Annotated in this window: 17 protein-coding genes; 4 read left to right on the top strand and 13 right to left on the bottom strand. The window is 36.1% G+C overall.

Annotated elements, in window-relative coordinates; all coding sequences use genetic code 11:
* Positions 1-60: 60 nt before the first annotated feature.
* On the bottom strand, positions 61-303 hold the full coding sequence (locus FVQ77_02595) for a hypothetical protein (protein MBW8049231.1): 243 nt from the start codon (positions 301-303) through the stop codon (positions 61-63).
* Positions 304-609: 306 nt separating this feature from the next.
* On the opposite strand from FVQ77_02595, the gene FVQ77_02590 reads away from it, so the two are divergent.
* Positions 610-1,176, top strand: a complete 567-nt coding sequence (locus tag FVQ77_02590) for a Uma2 family endonuclease (protein ID MBW8049230.1) — start codon at positions 610-612, stop codon at positions 1,174-1,176.
* Positions 1,177-1,219: 43 nt separating this feature from the next.
* Here FVQ77_02590 and FVQ77_02585 read toward each other — a convergent pair whose 3' ends face one another.
* From FVQ77_02585 to FVQ77_02570, 4 genes are all read right to left on the bottom strand, one after another.
* The gene (locus FVQ77_02585; GenBank protein MBW8049229.1) at positions 1,220-1,864 is read right to left on the bottom strand and encodes a T9SS type A sorting domain-containing protein; all 645 of its coding nucleotides are present in this window, start codon (positions 1,862-1,864) and stop codon (positions 1,220-1,222) included.
* Between the two features lie 78 nt (positions 1,865-1,942).
* Positions 1,943-2,686 (bottom strand): hypothetical protein, encoded by a 744-nt coding sequence (locus tag FVQ77_02580; protein ID MBW8049228.1) that lies wholly within the window; start codon positions 2,684-2,686, stop codon positions 1,943-1,945.
* A 549-nt stretch (positions 2,687-3,235) separates the two neighbouring features.
* Complete coding sequence (locus FVQ77_02575; protein MBW8049227.1) at positions 3,236-3,574, bottom strand: type II toxin-antitoxin system VapC family toxin; 339 nt, start codon at positions 3,572-3,574, stop codon at positions 3,236-3,238.
* 69 nt (positions 3,575-3,643) lie between these two features.
* Entirely contained in the window at positions 3,644-4,237 is a 594-nt protein-coding gene (locus FVQ77_02570) for a hypothetical protein (GenBank protein ID MBW8049226.1), read from the bottom strand.
* Between the two features lie 170 nt (positions 4,238-4,407).
* On the opposite strand from FVQ77_02570, the gene FVQ77_02565 reads away from it, so the two are divergent.
* Positions 4,408-6,516: a tetratricopeptide repeat protein gene (locus FVQ77_02565; GenBank protein ID MBW8049225.1), complete on the top strand. Its 2,109-nt coding sequence runs from the start codon at positions 4,408-4,410 to the stop codon at positions 6,514-6,516.
* On the opposite strand, the gene FVQ77_02560 is transcribed toward FVQ77_02565, so the two are convergent.
* From FVQ77_02560 to FVQ77_02535, 6 genes are all read right to left on the bottom strand, one after another.
* Positions 6,494-8,002 (bottom strand): methyltransferase domain-containing protein, encoded by a 1,509-nt coding sequence (locus tag FVQ77_02560; GenBank protein ID MBW8049224.1) that lies wholly within the window; start codon positions 8,000-8,002, stop codon positions 6,494-6,496. The two genes, FVQ77_02565 and FVQ77_02560, sit on opposite strands and share 23 nt — an antisense overlap.
* Positions 8,003-8,165: 163 nt before the next feature.
* On the bottom strand, positions 8,166-8,687 hold the full coding sequence (locus FVQ77_02555) for a hypothetical protein (protein ID MBW8049223.1): 522 nt from the start codon (positions 8,685-8,687) through the stop codon (positions 8,166-8,168).
* A gap of 159 nt (positions 8,688-8,846) precedes the next feature.
* On the bottom strand, positions 8,847-9,533 hold the full coding sequence (locus tag FVQ77_02550; protein ID MBW8049222.1) for a T9SS type A sorting domain-containing protein: 687 nt from the start codon (positions 9,531-9,533) through the stop codon (positions 8,847-8,849).
* Between the two features lie 384 nt (positions 9,534-9,917).
* Positions 9,918-10,802, bottom strand: coding sequence for a ChaN family lipoprotein (locus FVQ77_02545; protein ID MBW8049221.1), 885 nt, complete (start codon positions 10,800-10,802; stop codon positions 9,918-9,920).
* Between the two features lie 3 nt (positions 10,803-10,805).
* Positions 10,806-11,165: a dihydroneopterin aldolase gene (folB, locus tag FVQ77_02540; GenBank protein ID MBW8049220.1), complete on the bottom strand. Its 360-nt coding sequence runs from the start codon at positions 11,163-11,165 to the stop codon at positions 10,806-10,808.
* Positions 11,166-11,646: 481 nt separating this feature from the next.
* Entirely contained in the window at positions 11,647-12,318 is a 672-nt protein-coding gene (locus FVQ77_02535) for a DivIVA domain-containing protein (protein ID MBW8049219.1), read from the bottom strand.
* Between the two features lie 330 nt (positions 12,319-12,648).
* Here FVQ77_02535 and FVQ77_02530 point away from each other — a divergent pair, with 330 nt between their 5' ends.
* Positions 12,649-13,383, top strand: coding sequence for a hypothetical protein (locus FVQ77_02530; protein ID MBW8049218.1), 735 nt, complete (start codon positions 12,649-12,651; stop codon positions 13,381-13,383).
* A 50-nt stretch (positions 13,384-13,433) separates the two neighbouring features.
* Here FVQ77_02530 and FVQ77_02525 read toward each other — a convergent pair whose 3' ends face one another.
* On the bottom strand, positions 13,434-14,354 hold the full coding sequence (locus FVQ77_02525) for a WD40 repeat domain-containing protein (protein ID MBW8049217.1): 921 nt from the start codon (positions 14,352-14,354) through the stop codon (positions 13,434-13,436).
* Positions 14,355-14,405: 51 nt separating this feature from the next.
* Between FVQ77_02525 and FVQ77_02520 the strand changes: the two genes are divergently transcribed.
* Positions 14,406-15,056 carry a hypothetical protein gene (locus FVQ77_02520; protein MBW8049216.1) on the top strand — a complete coding sequence of 217 codons (651 nt, stop codon included), beginning with the start codon at positions 14,406-14,408 and terminating at the stop codon, positions 15,054-15,056.
* A gap of 189 nt (positions 15,057-15,245) precedes the next feature.
* Here the strand turns inward: FVQ77_02520 and FVQ77_02515 are convergent, their stop codons facing one another.
* Positions 15,246-16,001 (bottom strand): succinate dehydrogenase/fumarate reductase iron-sulfur subunit, encoded by a 756-nt coding sequence (locus tag FVQ77_02515; protein ID MBW8049215.1) that lies wholly within the window; start codon positions 15,999-16,001, stop codon positions 15,246-15,248.
* Between the last annotated feature and the right edge of the window lie 5 nt (positions 16,002-16,006).

Raw genomic sequence — 16,006 nt, 5'->3', positions numbered from 1 at the left:
CAACAACCAAGGAAATAAGAGCTACAGCAATAAAAGTGACTACAATAAAAAAAACATAATTCATGAATTTTTGAGTTTATTTAAGTTTTTATGAATGTTAATATATCTCTTTACAGCAGCAATAAAAAATACCACTATTAATATACAACCAAAAATGACTAAAAATAATTCATAGATATTTAGAATAAATTGATTTGTTAAAAATATTGAAATAATACCACCACCTAAAATTAGTATGATGACAGCAAACATTTTCAAGAGATCCATATCAACTTTCAGTTTTTCTTTCAAATACGTTTCCATAACAGTTAAGGATATAATATCAACAGATAATTACGATGCGAAATTACAAAAAACTTTTGTATGAAACATGATAATCAGAATTTAGTGATTTTCCTGATTTAGATAATCATGGAAATTTTACCTCCCGAGGCTATAGCGCAGGGAGATTAACTCCTTTAAATTATGAAAAAAACAATTTACATCTTAGCAATATAGCAATATAACAATTTAATAATTTTAATTATCAATTTTTTTTTGTTTAATAAAAGTTGTTTATATTTGAGTTATTAAATATTTATTTTTATTGCAGAATAAAAAAAGCAGGAAATGATAACAACAGCTCAAAAACATTACACAGTTGAAGATTATAGACAGCTTGAGGAAGGCGACCCTCACCAACTCATTAATGGCGCATTAATAGCATTGGGCGAGCCGGCACCGACTTACGGGCACCAGGGCATAGTGGCTGATATTTTAACCCAAATAAGAATCTTTCTGAAAGACAACCCGATAGGAGAAGTCCGTTGCGCTCCAATAGATGTATATTTTGATGAAAATAATGTTTTGCAGCCCGATATTGTTTTTGTTTCAAACCAAAGAAGTGATATTGTAAGAGATGATGGTATCCATGGAGCGCCTGATATGGTAATTGAAATTTTATCACCATCTACCGCTTATTATGATATTAAAATTAAAAAAAGAATTTATGAAAAATATGGCGTACAGGAATTCTGGTCCATCGACCCTAAAGATAACGAAGTGACCGGCTTTGAAAACACAAATGCCTGCCTGCCGAAGCTTCAGCGCAGGCAGGGGAAATTCCGTGAATTTTATAGTGGATATGGAAAATTTACATCAAAAGTGTTAAAGCTCAATATTTCGCCTAAACTGTAAAAACAGCAATAAATGGTTACAATGGAAAAAAGTTTAAAAAAACTTAATAAATTATTATTATCTGTTTATTGATTACTCCTTTTTTGCTTATTAATTGGAGTTTATAGATGCCTGCCGGATATTTATTTAAATCAAGTTGCTTTTCGTAGATGCCTTTAAATTGTTTTAGCTTTTCTCTAAATAAAACCTGCCCCAAATTGTTGACGATTTTTAGCTGGAGTTCCCTCACTTCGTTCGGGACAAGCATTACAATATTGAACTCTCCGGTATTGGGATTGGGATATATTTTTAAACCATAAATTGATTTATATTCTTTAATGCTTGAAATGGTTACGCTCAATGAGTCTGATGCAGCCGAACAACCGTTGGCGTCAGTTATGGAAACCATGTAAAAACCTGATTGTGTGGCTGTGTAAATCTGGCTTGTCTCACCGGGAATTGTATCTCCGTTAAAGAACCACTGATAACTGTTGGCAGTAGAGGAAGAAAGTGTATCCCCGTTTTGAGTAATTGTCGGTATGGATGGGAAACAATTTAACAATCTTGCAATCCGGTTCCTCCCTGTTCCATTATAGGATGTGAACCTGCCACCGATAATAATTTTCCCATCGCTTTGTATAGAGGTTGCATCGACATAATCGTTTGCTCCCGTTCCAGGGTTAAAAGTTCCGTCAAGGGTACCATCCACATTGAGGCGGGCAATATAATTTCTTGCTGTTCCATTATAGGTAGTGAACCATCCACCGATAATAATTTTCCCATCGCTTTATATAGAGGTTGTATAGACATCATAACTTGCTCCCGTACTAACGGTAAAAGTACTGTCAAGGGTACCATCTGCATTGAGGCGGGCAATATAATTTCTTGCTGTTCCATTATAGGAAGTGAAGCTACCACCGATAATAATTTTCCCATCGCTTTGTATAGAGGTTGTCCTGACATAACTGCTTGCTCCCGTTCCTACGGTAAAAGTTCCGTCAAGAGTTCCATCGGTATTGAGGCGGGCAATATAATTTCTTGCCGTTCCATTATAAGAAGTGAACACACCACCGATAATGATTTTCCCATCGCTTTGTATAGAGGTTGTATAGACATAAAAGCTTGCTCCCGTACCAACGGTAAAAGTACTATCAAGGGTACCATCGGTATTGAGGCGGGCAATATTGTATATTGCTGTTCCATTATAGGACCAGAAACTGCCACCAATAATAATTTTCCCATCGCTTTGTATAGAGGTTGTATTGACAGAACTGTTTGCTCCCGTACCTACGGTAAAAGTACTGTCAAGGGTACCATCGGTATTGAGACGGGCAATGCGGTTTATTGCTGTTCCATTATAGGAAGTGAAGTTACCACCGATAATAATTTTCCCATCGCTTTGTATAGAGGTTGTCTCGACCCAATCGTTTGCTCCCGTTCCTACGGTAAAGGAGAGGTCAATGGAGCCTGGCTGGGCTTTTGCACAAAAAATTATGTGCAAAAACAGGGATAAGAATAGAAGTTTTTTCATGGTTTTAAAATTGGTTTGGATTAAAGAATACAATTTTTGGTGTTCAGGGCAAAAAAGATACTACCTAAAAATCTAAGTTAAAAAAAACAACTTAAATTGTAAGCATTATTAACATCATGCATCAAATTATCAGTTACTGGATGCTGGTTACTGGGTGCTGGTTGACCCTATTATTATTAATTTTTGCAACATATTGTCTTAATGCAGCTCTTTATTCACAATAGGACGTACTTTTCCTCTTTTTAATTTAGATTTTTAGGTACTAAATGGTTTTATGTTAGGCACGTTCAACCTTTAAGTGTCCCGCACACCCCGCATCCCGAGTACTCGGGATGCGGGGTGTGATGATGTAAAAGTAGTATTTTATTTTAGTTACTCCAGGGGTTTTTCTAAAAATATTTCTGGTTTGAGTTCAAACTGTCATCTTTCACCACGTTGTACAGGAGAAAAGCGGTAATGTTTCAAGTTCCTACAAGACTTTTAGAAATCTTTTTTTTTACAGAACGAAAGAATTTAACACTATTAAAGTCACTTTTTTTTATTTCTTTTTTAGTCTTCATAGTTAATTAATTCTTTCAGGGTTCTTATATCAATTTGCGGTAAACCTAATTTTAGGTTTACAGAGTTAAAAAGTCTTATTTTGTTAAGGTTTACAATATGTCTGAAATTCCAACTGATTAAAACATCAATTCTATTAACAGTAGCATTAGCTTTGCCAGCATATTCACCGGATGGCTCCACCCCTGATGCTATAGAGCCATCCGATGATTGCCTCCCCTTTATTACAGCATGGTCAATGCTCAACCCTAATGAGTGCAGAGACGAGGTATGTAGAGACGTTGCATGCAACGTCTCTACATACCTCGTCTCTGCATTATGCCCGTCCACTACACTATTTTTTTTATCGATAGAGATTTTAACCCTGGAGTATTTTGGGATGTTTACCCCTTTGGATTTTTAATAAACTTCAATCGCAGAATTATTTCGTAGTAAGAACATTCCACCTTTCCTTAAATCTACGAATCTGATTGAAACATTCATTTGTTCAGGTGTAGCTTTAAATAAAAATCCATTTGGCATATATAGATTCATCCACATCCATAATTCGCAATCATACGCTAACTTGTGAGGCGGACCGGGTGTTAGGATCCTGCAAATCAACCAGTTGGTGTTTTTTTCTTGAAGAAGAAATTCATCAGAGGTTGATTCTATTACGAAACGATTTTTGTCTCCATAGGTAAGCCTGCCTTCAGTTACTCTTGCAATAATTTTCCCATTGGCATTATATACATCGAAGCTGATCCCAATCAAATTACGCGGCTCTCTATAAGGGTTATTATTTGATTTGGGTACAGTGAAAATTGGATAATTTCGATAAAGTAATGGCTTTTCACAGTCAATAATAAAGATACCACCACCCAATTTAATAGCACATGTATCCTGTCTCTGCTGCTCAATTATAGTATTTCCACCAAATGAATTATTTAAAAAAATTAAAATTGCAACGATCATGCTAAAAATTAACAAAATAATTTTTAAATTTGCTCCCATAATTTTATTACAGTTTTAATGAAATTAACTTATCTTGCAAAGATATAAATTATTATTAGGGCATCTCTAAAAACTACATATTTTTTAAAACACACCCCTTGCCCCTCTTGACCCGCCTGCCTTGGCCGTGGCGGGCAGGTAGAGGGGAATGTATGGTGTAGTTTTTAGAGATGCCCATTAGAATAATGAAAAAGGTATTAAAGATAATTTTATGGTCATCGGTTGCCGGGCACCTTTGCTATATATGCGAGACAGCTAAGGCACAAAAGGTAGATGCAGAAAAGATCTACAAAAAAGTAACAGGTTCAGTGCTTACACTTTATTCGCATGACGCCTTGTGTAATAACATAGGGCAAGGCAGCGGGGTAGTGATAGATAAAAAGGGGCTTGTAATTACCAATTTTCATTTAATTCAAGGTGGTCAACATATCATTGTCAAACACGAGGATTCAATTATCAGGGATGTTGTGATACTTGGGTTTGATATCCAAAAAGATATGATGCTGCTAAAGATATCCGAAAAGACATTTGGCGCTGTTACCATGGCAAACAGTGATAAAGTACAGGTAGGAGAAAAGGTGTTTTCTGTAGGAAGTCCTAAAGGTTATGAAAACACTATAACAGAAGGTATTGTCAGCGGGATTCGAAAAAGTGATGACAACTCTATGTCCTACATACAGGTTTCATGTCCGCTATCTCCTGGTTCAAGTGGTGGAGCAATCGTGAATGTAAAAGGAGAATTGATAGGTATCAGTACCTATGTTTCCGTATCGGCTACCAATGCCCAAAATCTGAATTTTGCCATTCCAGTCAATGCTTTTGATGAATTAATTAATCAAGACCATGAGGATAAATCCATAAAGGCAAATTATTATCTTCAAATGGGGATTTACGAATTTAATAGAGGTCAATATAAGGTTTCTATCAATTATTTTAAAAAGGTAACAATTTTTGAACCTCAGAATATTGAGGCATTTATATATTTAGGATATGCATATTATCAAACAGGAAATTCTGAACTTATGCTGCATTACCTTACAGCTGCAATGGAAAATAATCAGCAAATTTCCAGGATTGTAGATAGTATTATGGCAGTTACAGAAATATATAAATATTTAGCAGACATTTATTATAACCGATTAAACGATGATAAAGCAATAAAATTTTATGAAAAGTACATTGTCAACAGTAATACAGAAGATGTGAGCGTTTACATTAAATTAGCCGTGAGCTATGCCAATAATGGAAATTACGAGTTAGCCCTAAAATATGCTAAAAAGGGCTTTGCTCTTGACACGCTGAACCCCGATGCTCTTTTATCTTTGTCTTCAATATATTGGCAATATAGCAGAAGCGATAAAGAAGAGGATATAGTAATGGATATAATGCGGGCTGTTCCAAGAGAAAATGCAGTACCCGGCATAATCTACCGAAATTTGGTAATCACTGATGAACGTGAAAGGCAATTAGACAACGCCATTTATTACGGCAATAAACTTGCAACATTGTATCCAAATGATCAGTATTGTTACAGGATTTTGGGGCTTGCCTGGTTTGCTAAAGGCAATTATGATAAATCAATTGAAAGCTATAAAAAACTGCTCATCATGAATCCTGATAATGGATATGCTTATGGTTATTTAAGTGCAGCTTATGAAGCATTGGGAGATTCTACAAACTTTAGGTATTATAAACAACTATCGGAGGGCTACTCATCAGAGTCCCAATCTAAATCCCGCCATTCGAAACTCGAAATTCGAAACTCGAAATTCGAAACTCGAAAATTGAGGCCCGACTCATCAGAGTCTCCCCGCTTAGAGCAGGGGAGTTCCGAATCAGGATTATCAGAATGTACCATTAAGCTGGGAGGTAGTTACTACTATGAACAGATGTTCGTATATAGCGGCCAGCCATTTCTATCTTTTAAAGATTGGAACGAAGAATTTATTGATATCAATTTCGATATATACAATTCCAATGGATACCTAATTGCTCTTGTTGAAAAGGGGGTGGTAAAAGAAGTATATAAAGGGCAATTTCAGACTATTTTCACAAAGCAACAATACATGCTGGTTGAGAAAGCTACACAGATGGTGCTCTGTCATATAAAGAAAGAAATAACAAATGGAAAATGCCAATACCTAATGTGGGGCACTATGAATTTACCTACAAAAAAGCTGTTTCAATTCACACCTGAAGCAACCAATTCTACTTTTTTAAACAATATGAAGGGCGCTATTTTTAAAAAAAATTCCTCTATTGATGTTTCACTTTTTTAGCTTTAATAAAAAACGCTCCTTCATCTTTAGCATTTAATACTTCTCCGGACTTATTTACATATCCAATATTGAGCATTTGGTCTAGTTCAAAGCCAGTCTTTCCCAACAAGCTAATTATTTCATCTTCTGTAAAATAATGCAGGAAAGCGAACTGTTCTCCATCCACTTTTTTATAAAAAACATCTCCTTTCTGATAATCAAAATTAGAAAGATTAAACTTTTCATAATTTTTAACAGCGCTGGCCCCCCATTCGTTCTTATCTTTGATATTAAAAGCATCGAAATAAAAGTGGCCTCCTATGTTTAAATGTTTATTTACTTTCATCAACACTTTCTTCCTTTCTTCCTCGCTGGGAATATGCCCAAAGGCATAAAGGAAAGTAACTGCATCAAAAAGTAATCCATTTCTGAGGTCTGCATCTAACCACGCAGCATTGATCACATTCAAACCTCTCTGCTGAGCTATTTTACACATTTCCTTACTCATCTCAACACAGGTGATCTCATAGTCCAGCTTAGTCTGCTCCTTTATCTCTATTGCCCTCCTGCCGGTTCCGCAGGCAAGTATGAGCATATTATTTATTTTACCCACAGATCCATCGGATGGCACAACCCGCGTACCAGCAGAGCCATCCGATGGCGGCCAACCCGAATTTTGCTGAACAAGGTCTTTGGCAACCAATTCATTTATTTTTTGTACGTAAGCGTTTCGTGATTCATGGCGGGTATCGAAATTGTCATATTCTCTTGCCTGCTCCTCATAATAACCGCTTACCATTTTCCGGATATCGCTTTTATGAGGTTTGGGTACTATTGGGTATATCTTATGGGTAAGCTTTTTATTATTTTCGTAATATGGAATATACTGGAAAGCGTTGGAAACTATCTTCTGAAAATGCTCTTCAGGCTCATTCCAGGAGGCGGTCTGGGCTTTTTCATTGAGAATTCCCAGCTTGCAGTTTTCTATATCGTAGATCTTCATTCCTGCAAAATCTTCCAAAGGAGGGTAGTAAAAATGTGCTGTTACCAAAGCTGCAGAATGAGGATTAATAATTTTGTGTATTACATTATCAGGTTCCGGAAATATACCTCCCTCAAAAGATCGCAAAGTAGTGCTCTTAATTAGCAGCCCCCCTAAATCCCGAGTAGAGACGCCCAATTTGGGCGTCTCTACTCGGGATTTAGGGGGGCTTTCCAACCTATACTCCACATTTTCTGCAATCCCTTCAAGCACTGCTACATATCCCCAAAAGCCTTCATGGTAATGAATGGCGCTCTCACATTGAGGGGGCCAGTGTAAAATAACGCATTCTATGGGCTTCAGGGTTAATATATTTCTTGCATAATTTTTAGGGTCTTGTATCGAAGGTATTAAGTGCTTATAATCAATCTTTTTAAAATCAAACTGATAAACCCAATCCCCTAATGACCGAAAATCCAAATCAGCAGGAGTTAATGTTTTTAGTGATTTGATTATGTTTTTCATTAAATAAAAGTTAATAGCAGTTAATAGCAGTTAACAACAGTTAACAACGGTTGCTTAAAACACTGCTTTTTTGCAATATGCTCCTTTTTTTCAAGATTAAGCATATGAAAAAGTAACCGATATTAACCATTATTAACCGCTATTAACTGTTTTTAACCATTTTTCAAAAGATCTGCCTGATCTCATCTTTCAAAAATGTCAGCGCTTTGCTGGTAGGATCTTCATTCTTTTTTATAAGATTATCAAAGATCATTTTAGCAAGATCCATACCTTTAGCGCCTTGTTGTAATTGATCAGCAGATTGATTGATTATAGATATTATTTGTTCTTTTGCATTTTTAACTAATAACCATGATTGATCACTCATATATACTTGCTGTGAAAGATTGTGATTATATTCATGGTTGATCTCTTCAAGTATCTTTTTATGGAATTCTCTGGCAGAATATCCATCTTTATTCAACCGTACTACGAGGTTATGCGGAGTGATCCGCTCCAGGAATAAACACATTCTCTCATAAGCCTGCAGCCTGATGGGCAGCACTAACTCGGTATTTTTCGTCTTAAGATCCACCATCTTTTTTTCTAATTCCTTATCTAAAAATGATTTCACGATAAGATAAACAGCATACAATACTATTAGAGCAGGTAATAAAATCTTGAGAATGTCAATGAATAGTTCCATTATTTATTAGTGTCGGGTGGAAACCCCTAACACCACATTAATTTAGTGGACACTAAATTCTAAATAAATAATTTATTTAACAAAAAAACCCCACAAAATATACTTAATATCTCGTGGGGTTGATAAAAACTTCAGCAAGTTATATGAAGTAAGGGTCGATTATTTAATCACTACTTCCTTACTCACGGTTCCTTTGTCTGTTATTATCTGCAAGTGGTATAAGCCTGCACTTTGATCTGACAGATTTAATTCAATAGAATTATGTCCTGTAATGCTGCCTAAATGCCTGGCAAATACAAGCTTACCTTCTACGCTGAATATCTTGATCATTACCTTTTCATGATCGGTAAGGACAAGATTCAAATTAAACGCTCCTCTAGCAGGATTAGGAAAAATTTGCACTTTTGTAATATTTGGGTGCAATTCATTAATACCGGTAACGGGCCACATGATGTCCATAATAGTGGCGGGGTTATGTACCCACCATATCGTGGTATCACCACCCGCTGCTACTAGGGTGTCACGCCATGCATGATCACCAGGGAAAGTATACCCCCCGGAAGTATCATGATCAGCGTAATACTCTAAATAAAAAGTATCTAACGCTACTAAACCTGAAGGAGCCTCAACCCAGACCATAACAGTACCACCAGCAACGGTATCCATTGCCCTCCCTATTTCCATCCAATTGACATCTAGCAATCTGAATTCAAACAATTGACCGTTATGCGGGGCCATTCCCGTACAATTGTACCACAACGTGTCTTGTGCTTTAAGTCCCTGACTTAATAATAGCAGTGTTATTAATAAACTGCCGGCACAAAATTTCTTAAGTAAATGTTTCATAATTATTGTTTTTTAATTTAAATTTAAATAAAATAGTTTTAAAAATAATGAGTTAATTTAATTTTGTATTAGGCCCAAAAAACCATCAAGGTTCAATGTACCTGCGAATATCCCATAGCTGCTATGGAATAGTCTACGTAGTCTAAAAAATATTTTGCTTTTTATTACCTCCTTTCATTTTTATAAACCGACAGGATATGAAAACCTCCTTGGTCTAGTTGTTATGTGCGCTCAAAGTTAGCTTTATTTATTAAATAAAAAAAAATTTACTTTTTTTTATACATAAAAACACAAAGCGCAGGGTGCATAGCAATTTACCCCTAAATCCCCTAAAGGGGACTTGCTTACCTTCAAGCCACTCCCGAGTACTCGGGATGCTATGCGCTAATAAGTCTTTGTCATTGATTCAGGAATTACAATAATGTAATCTGCGATCCCGGTATTTTCTTCAGCTAATGGTTCAATTTTACTCTGTTCTACCGTGCTAATCGTTAAAATTTTAATTTCGGAGTAACCCTTTTTTAAATACCAGTATATTCCTTCAAAATTATTAGAATGATACGTACCGTTATAATGAACAAATATTTTTCCTTCCGCCCAATTTTTCAAAATAAAATGCGCCATTGTAGCATCTTTGCTTGCCTGTGCCTTTGCCATATTTTCAAGGTTGATTTCATCACCATGTCCCATTAGTTTACCTTCGATTATTTTCTTATAACCGGGTAATTCAAGATCAACGGTTACCGGTAACCGGGCAATATATTTCTTTGCTTCTTCATTAAGGCCTTCTAATGCAGACAATCCTTTTCTAAAAACCAAATTGGCATATCTCTGCGGAATATTTGTAGCAATGAATGGGATTTTTTTTTGAAGTGCAAACTCAACCAAGGGCTTATAGTCTGTTTTATAATTATTCCATATTTTAGCTTCTTTCTCCAAATGTTTAGCTTTTATCGTTCCTGATAAATATTCATTGATAATGATCTGGTCATCTGCTTCAAACATTTCCGCCCCCGCCAAAAGCTTAGCGCCTTTTAGTTTAAATAAGTCTTTTGTTAATTCCAATTCAAGCCAGTGAGAAACCGGGTTGTTGTGCAGCTCTCCGAACAATATGATATCTGACTCAGCGGCTTGCCTCAGCATCTTATCATAAGAAGCAGGTTTTCCATTTTTATTGAAAATTATATAAGCAGGCTTATTTGAATTAATAAGGCTGAATGAAGAATGCAGAATGAAAAGGAACAGAATTAATAGTAGTTTTTTTTTCATCCTCTATTTTTTTGACCGGGAAATTATAACTTTTGCGGCTTTGCATAGACCAGAAACTGAAGGGTTGAATTTAGAAATACAAACCTCTATATCATCAACAAACGGAAATTTTTCAAATGCCTCCTTAATTATCCTGTTTGCCAGATGTTCCAACAAGTGAGAAGAAATTTTCATTTGATCCGATATGACCTTATATAATTTTTCATAATTAACTGTATACTGAAGTTCATCGGTTTCTGCGGCTTTGGTAGTATCTGTAGTGATCTTAATATCCACGCTGTATTTATTCCCTACCTTTTGCTCTTCATAAGAATAACCATGATAGGCAAAAAATTCCATCCCTTTTAATATTACTTGGCCCATAGATATAAAAAATTAAGGCTTTAGTTTAAACTAACGTTGCAAAATGTATAATTTTTCAAAATCACATTGAATACCTTTAAGTCTGCAGTCCACAGTCGGCAATCGGCAGTCGACAGTCCACAGTCGGCAGTCGGCAGTCGGCAGTCGGCAGTCGGCAGTCCACAGTCGGCAGTCCACAGTCGGCAGTCCACAGTCGGCAGTCGGCAGTCCACAATCGGCAGTCGGCAATTGTTTTTTGCTGACTGGGGACTGTAGATTGCCGACTGGAGACTGCCGATTTTATCAATTTCGTGTACATTTACAGAGCTAATATACAGTTTAACACGCTATATTAAACTAAAGCCAAAATTAATTTAGTTATTAGTTGGGTGGTTGGTTAGTTACCCCGCACATAAATTTATAATAAAGTGAAAAAATAAAAATAATATATCAAAAAATTTATGTGCGGGGTAACTAAAAACTAACAAACTAATAACCAAACTTATTCCCCAACCTGATCAAAGAATGATGTTTGATCAGAAGGAGACTTTTCTTGCTCGATTTTAGCAGTATCGCGCTCATTTATCTCCTCTTTTAGCTTTTTGTTGTCTTCAGCCTGTCCCGACTTTGCCAGATCAGGCTGGATATCGTCTTTATCCAACCGCGGTTTCAAGTTTTTTTCATTGTTAAGAAATATTGCTTTCACTTCTTTGGAAGATTGTTTGGCATTAGCCGTTATTTTGTTTACTTTTTCCAGCGTATCCTTCACCAGGTTTTTTAATTCCATGAGCAGGTCATCTCTGTAATTTTCTATCATTCTGTAATCCTGGCTTAATTCTTTGATCTTATCTTTCGCATCATTCAGCAGTATGTCAGCCTTCATTTGTGCTTCTTGAATGTGTAATTCTGCCGATTTATTTGCCTGCTCTATCATGTTGGCTCCGGTATTTTCGGCTGTTTTCAGGGTCTTGTACAGGGAACTTTCTACTTCGCGTAATTTCTGAACCTCCTTGTCAGCAACTTCATTTTTTCTCATTAATTCCTTGTATTCTTCAAGCATCTTTTCCCATTCAACCGACAAAGAAAGCAAAAAAGCATTGACTTCATCCTTGTCATACCCCCTGAAAGATTTTTCAAAGGTCTTTTGCTTGATATCTAAAGGTGTGATCTTCATGTGTAAATGGCTTTAACCGATGCCAATATACGAATTTATACTAATTGGGGTCAAAGATAAAAATAAAAATAAAAAATTTTGTATTATTATATTCATAATTTTTTTATTGTTTTAAAAAGTCTTAATCTTGCAAGGAAAAGTTATCTCATATATCAACATATGAGTCCACTCTAAAAAGTCTTTTTTGCCACAAAAGCACAAAAACACAAAATCCCACTAAAAATTAACTAATTGATTTGCAGGGTTTTGTGGGATTTAGTGCTTTGGTGATTTGGTGGCATTTTTATTTTTTGGGCTTATTAGAGTGGACTCACATATAAATCATTAGCTATGAAAAAAATACTAACAATACTGGTCATTGTTCTATGTAGTAGAATACTGATCGCTCAGGAAGATGTAAATAAAGAATTATTACATGCTATAAGAAATGAGAACCTTAAAGAGGTTAAGCAGTTATTAGAAAAAGGCGCTGATATTAATTTTAAAGAGAAAAACGGCATGACACCTCTACTTGAAGCTGCCGATGAAGGGAGTCTTGAAATAGTAGAATTATTGGTGGAAAAAGGGGCGGATATTAATGCCAAAGATGTGAATGGTGAAAGTTCTTTACATGAAGCTGCAGTAGGTGACAATCTGGAAATTATCCAATTTTTATTAAAAAAGGGGGCAGATATTAATGCCAAAGATATTTATGGCGAAACTCCCTTGCACGAAGCAACTGATGAAGATAACTTAGACGTAATTAAATTGTTGATAGAAAAAGGGGCAGACGTAAATGCTAAAGATAATGAAGACTGGACACCATTGCATACTTCAACAGCATTAGGAAGTTTGAAAACTGTAAAATTTCTTATAGAAAAGGGCGCAGATATTAATGTGAAGGATAAGAAAGGAAAAACAGCCTTGCATGATGCCGCTTACAGAAATCATGTAGAGGTACTAAAACTACTAATAGAAAAAGGCGCTGATGTAAATGCAAAAGACAACAAAAGCAAAACACCTTTTGACCTCTCACGTGGCAAACCAGAGGTAAGAAAAGTGCTGCAAGAGTATCAGGAGAAGTAATACCTGCCTGCATATTTCTCGATTTTTGATTTTCGTTAACATGCTATCAATCAGAGCCTACCAAAAGCGATTTCCCAAATTGATATAGTTTTGTCATCGCTGCAGGAAGCTACCTGCTCTTTGTATTTTGACCAATACAGTTTATTTACCGATGTGCCATGGCCTGCATGGCGAGACTTATCTATCACTTTTAACAACTTAAATTTGCCTGCATCCCAAACCTTTATAGACTTGTCCATACTTGAAGTCAAAAAATATTTCCCATCAGGGCGGTAAGTGATATGATTTATAGTATACATATGAGCAACAATGTCGTTAAATAGTTTATAATTACCAGGCACATCCCAGACTTTTAAATGAGCATCTCTGCCACCACTCAACAAATATTTACCATCGGGTGAATACACAATAGTAAAGACAGAATTATTATGTGCTGAAATTGTCTGTTTAGTGCTGTGATCTTTCAGGTCAAAGATCCTTATCTGATTATCACTATATCCTACTGCAAATTCTTCCTTTTGCTGACAAATTGCAATGGCCCGGGCACTTTTTTCAGATAATTTTATCTTATTTAAAAGTGAAAAATCGTTTTTATTTACCAATATTATTTCTCCATCACCTGTAGCGACAAATATTACATTTTCAAATACCTTAATGTCAAAGATAGCTGCAGAAGTGATCCGGATGAATTTGATCTCTTTATTTTCTTTCAGGTCAATAATATGCAATCCTGCAAAATTTTCTCCTACTATCAAATAATTTAACCCTGGCATATAGTGTAAGGCATACACCGAAGCATCGGTTTTTGCAATCAATTTTCCTGTATCAGGATTTTTAAAATCCCAGGCAACAACCATTCCATCTCCATCTCCTGAAAAAAAAATATTATCTTTATCAGCTTTTTCAAGTGTATAGATGCAATCTTTATGACCGGTTATCGTAGCTAGTTTGTTTATTTCAATTTTATTCATAACAAATATAGATTTTAGTTTTATAAATTACAAAATACTAATAATTATAAAATGCCCATCATTTTCAACAAAAATATTGAAAACAGAGTTCATTTAGCGCTGTGGCGAATAAATGAAGATATTGATGCGTTAATTCTATTGTTAGATCCAAACAAGGAAGAAAGAATACAAATAAGCCAGCTTCGTAATGAACAAAGAATAAAACAATGGCTGGCGTGTAGAATAATCATTAAGAAATTATTAGCCGACATTGGAAAAGAATATAATGGAATATCAAAAGATAAAAATGGCAAACCTTTTTTAAAAGAGACATCCTGTAGTATTTCTATAAGCCATTCAAAAATGTATGCCGCTGCTATTCTTACAGAGGAGAGGAGTGATTTTGGAGGAGCGAGCATTGATATTGAACTAATACGTGAAAAAATGCTTTTAATTGCACCTAAGTTTTTATCTGACAAAGAGTTAATTGACGCTGCAGGAAGTATAGAGAAAACCCATGTTTACTGGAGCGCCAAAGAAGTGATCTATAAAAGCTATGGGTTAAAAAACCTGGATTTCAAAAAAAATATGAAAATCCATCCTTTTAAATATGAAAATGAAGGCGTATGCATGGGTGAATTAATCACGACCAAATTACATAATACCTACACAATCCATTACAAAAAGTCAGGTGATTTATTACTTGTTTATTATGGCGGATAAGAAAATAATTTGATAATGTGAAAATTTGAAAATGAGGTCTAATCAGTCGGCAGTCGGCAGTCCACAATCGGCAGTCGGCAGTCCACAATCGGCAGTCGGCAGTCCACAGTCGGCAGTCGGCAGTCAGCAATTGTTTTTTTGCTTTTTTGCTGACTGCCGATTGCCAACTGCCGACTGATTAGTTACAAATTATCGTATTTTATTCCCACCAAAAATCTTTCTCCACACCCATGCAACCGGATCATAATACCTGTCAACCACCCTTTCTTTTAGCGGAATGATGCCATTGTCGGTAATATTAATATGTTCGGGGCAAACATCAGTGCAGCATCTTGTGATATTGCACATGCCTGAGCCGAATGCATCTTTGATCATGGGTATGCGGTCTTCAGTATCAAGCGGGTGCATCTCCAGGCTGGCAAGGCGTATCATGAATCTTGGGCCAACAAATCTATCCTTACGCTCATGATCACGCAAAACGTGGCATACATTCTGGCACAGGTAACATTCAACACACTTGCGGAATTCCTGTATCCTGTCAACATCTTTTTGATCCATACGGTAATTTCCATCAGGATCTTTGGGTTTGGGTTTAAAAGGAGCGATACGTTTGTTTTGCTCGTAATTCCACGAAACATCTGCGACAAGGTCTTTAACAACCGGGAAGGATTTCATCGGCTGCACGGTAATCGTTTCATTTCCTCCATATTCGTTCATCCTGGTCATGCATGACAGACGGGGTTTGCCATTTATTTCCATGCTGCATGAACCGCATTTACCGGCTTTACAGTTCCATCTTACAGCCAGGTCGTTCGCCTGCTTTGACTGAATGCGGTGAATCACGTCCAACACTACCATGCCTTCCTCAACATCAACATCGTAGTTAACGAAGTCGCCTCCCGTAGCGTCACCGCGCCAGACTTTGAAATTTCTTGATTGAGACATATTCT

This window comes from Cytophagales bacterium, assembly GCA_019456305.1.
Classification (GTDB): domain Bacteria; phylum Bacteroidota; class Bacteroidia; order Cytophagales; family VRUD01; genus VRUD01.
Note: the sequence above shows the minus strand (reverse complement) of the source record. Positions and strands in the feature narration are given on the sequence as shown.

Coding starts and splice junctions, on each gene's coding strand:
- FVQ77_02565 (MBW8049225.1), top strand. CDS start 4,408: ATGCCCATTAGAATAATGAAAAAGGTATTAAAGATAATTTTATGGTCA.
- FVQ77_02520 (MBW8049216.1), top strand. CDS start 14,406: ATGCCCATCATTTTCAACAAAAATATTGAAAACAGAGTTCATTTAGCG.
- FVQ77_02515 (MBW8049215.1), bottom strand. CDS start 16,001: ATGTCTCAATCAAGAAATTTCAAAGTCTGGCGCGGTGACGCTACGGGA.
- FVQ77_02530 (MBW8049218.1), top strand. CDS start 12,649: ATGAAAAAAATACTAACAATACTGGTCATTGTTCTATGTAGTAGAATA.
- FVQ77_02550 (MBW8049222.1), bottom strand. CDS start 9,533: ATGAAACATTTACTTAAGAAATTTTGTGCCGGCAGTTTATTAATAACA.
- FVQ77_02545 (MBW8049221.1), bottom strand. CDS start 10,802: ATGAAAAAAAAACTACTATTAATTCTGTTCCTTTTCATTCTGCATTCT.
- FVQ77_02555 (MBW8049223.1), bottom strand. CDS start 8,687: ATGGAACTATTCATTGACATTCTCAAGATTTTATTACCTGCTCTAATA.
- FVQ77_02580 (MBW8049228.1), bottom strand. CDS start 2,686: ATGAAAAAACTTCTATTCTTATCCCTGTTTTTGCACATAATTTTTTGT.
- folB (MBW8049220.1), bottom strand. CDS start 11,165: ATGGGCCAAGTAATATTAAAAGGGATGGAATTTTTTGCCTATCATGGT.
- FVQ77_02525 (MBW8049217.1), bottom strand. CDS start 14,354: ATGAATAAAATTGAAATAAACAAACTAGCTACGATAACCGGTCATAAA.
- FVQ77_02590 (MBW8049230.1), top strand. CDS start 610: ATGATAACAACAGCTCAAAAACATTACACAGTTGAAGATTATAGACAG.
- FVQ77_02570 (MBW8049226.1), bottom strand. CDS start 4,237: ATGGGAGCAAATTTAAAAATTATTTTGTTAATTTTTAGCATGATCGTT.
- FVQ77_02535 (MBW8049219.1), bottom strand. CDS start 12,318: ATGAAGATCACACCTTTAGATATCAAGCAAAAGACCTTTGAAAAATCT.
- FVQ77_02595 (MBW8049231.1), bottom strand. CDS start 303: ATGGAAACGTATTTGAAAGAAAAACTGAAAGTTGATATGGATCTCTTG.
- FVQ77_02560 (MBW8049224.1), bottom strand. CDS start 8,002: ATGAAAAACATAATCAAATCACTAAAAACATTAACTCCTGCTGATTTG.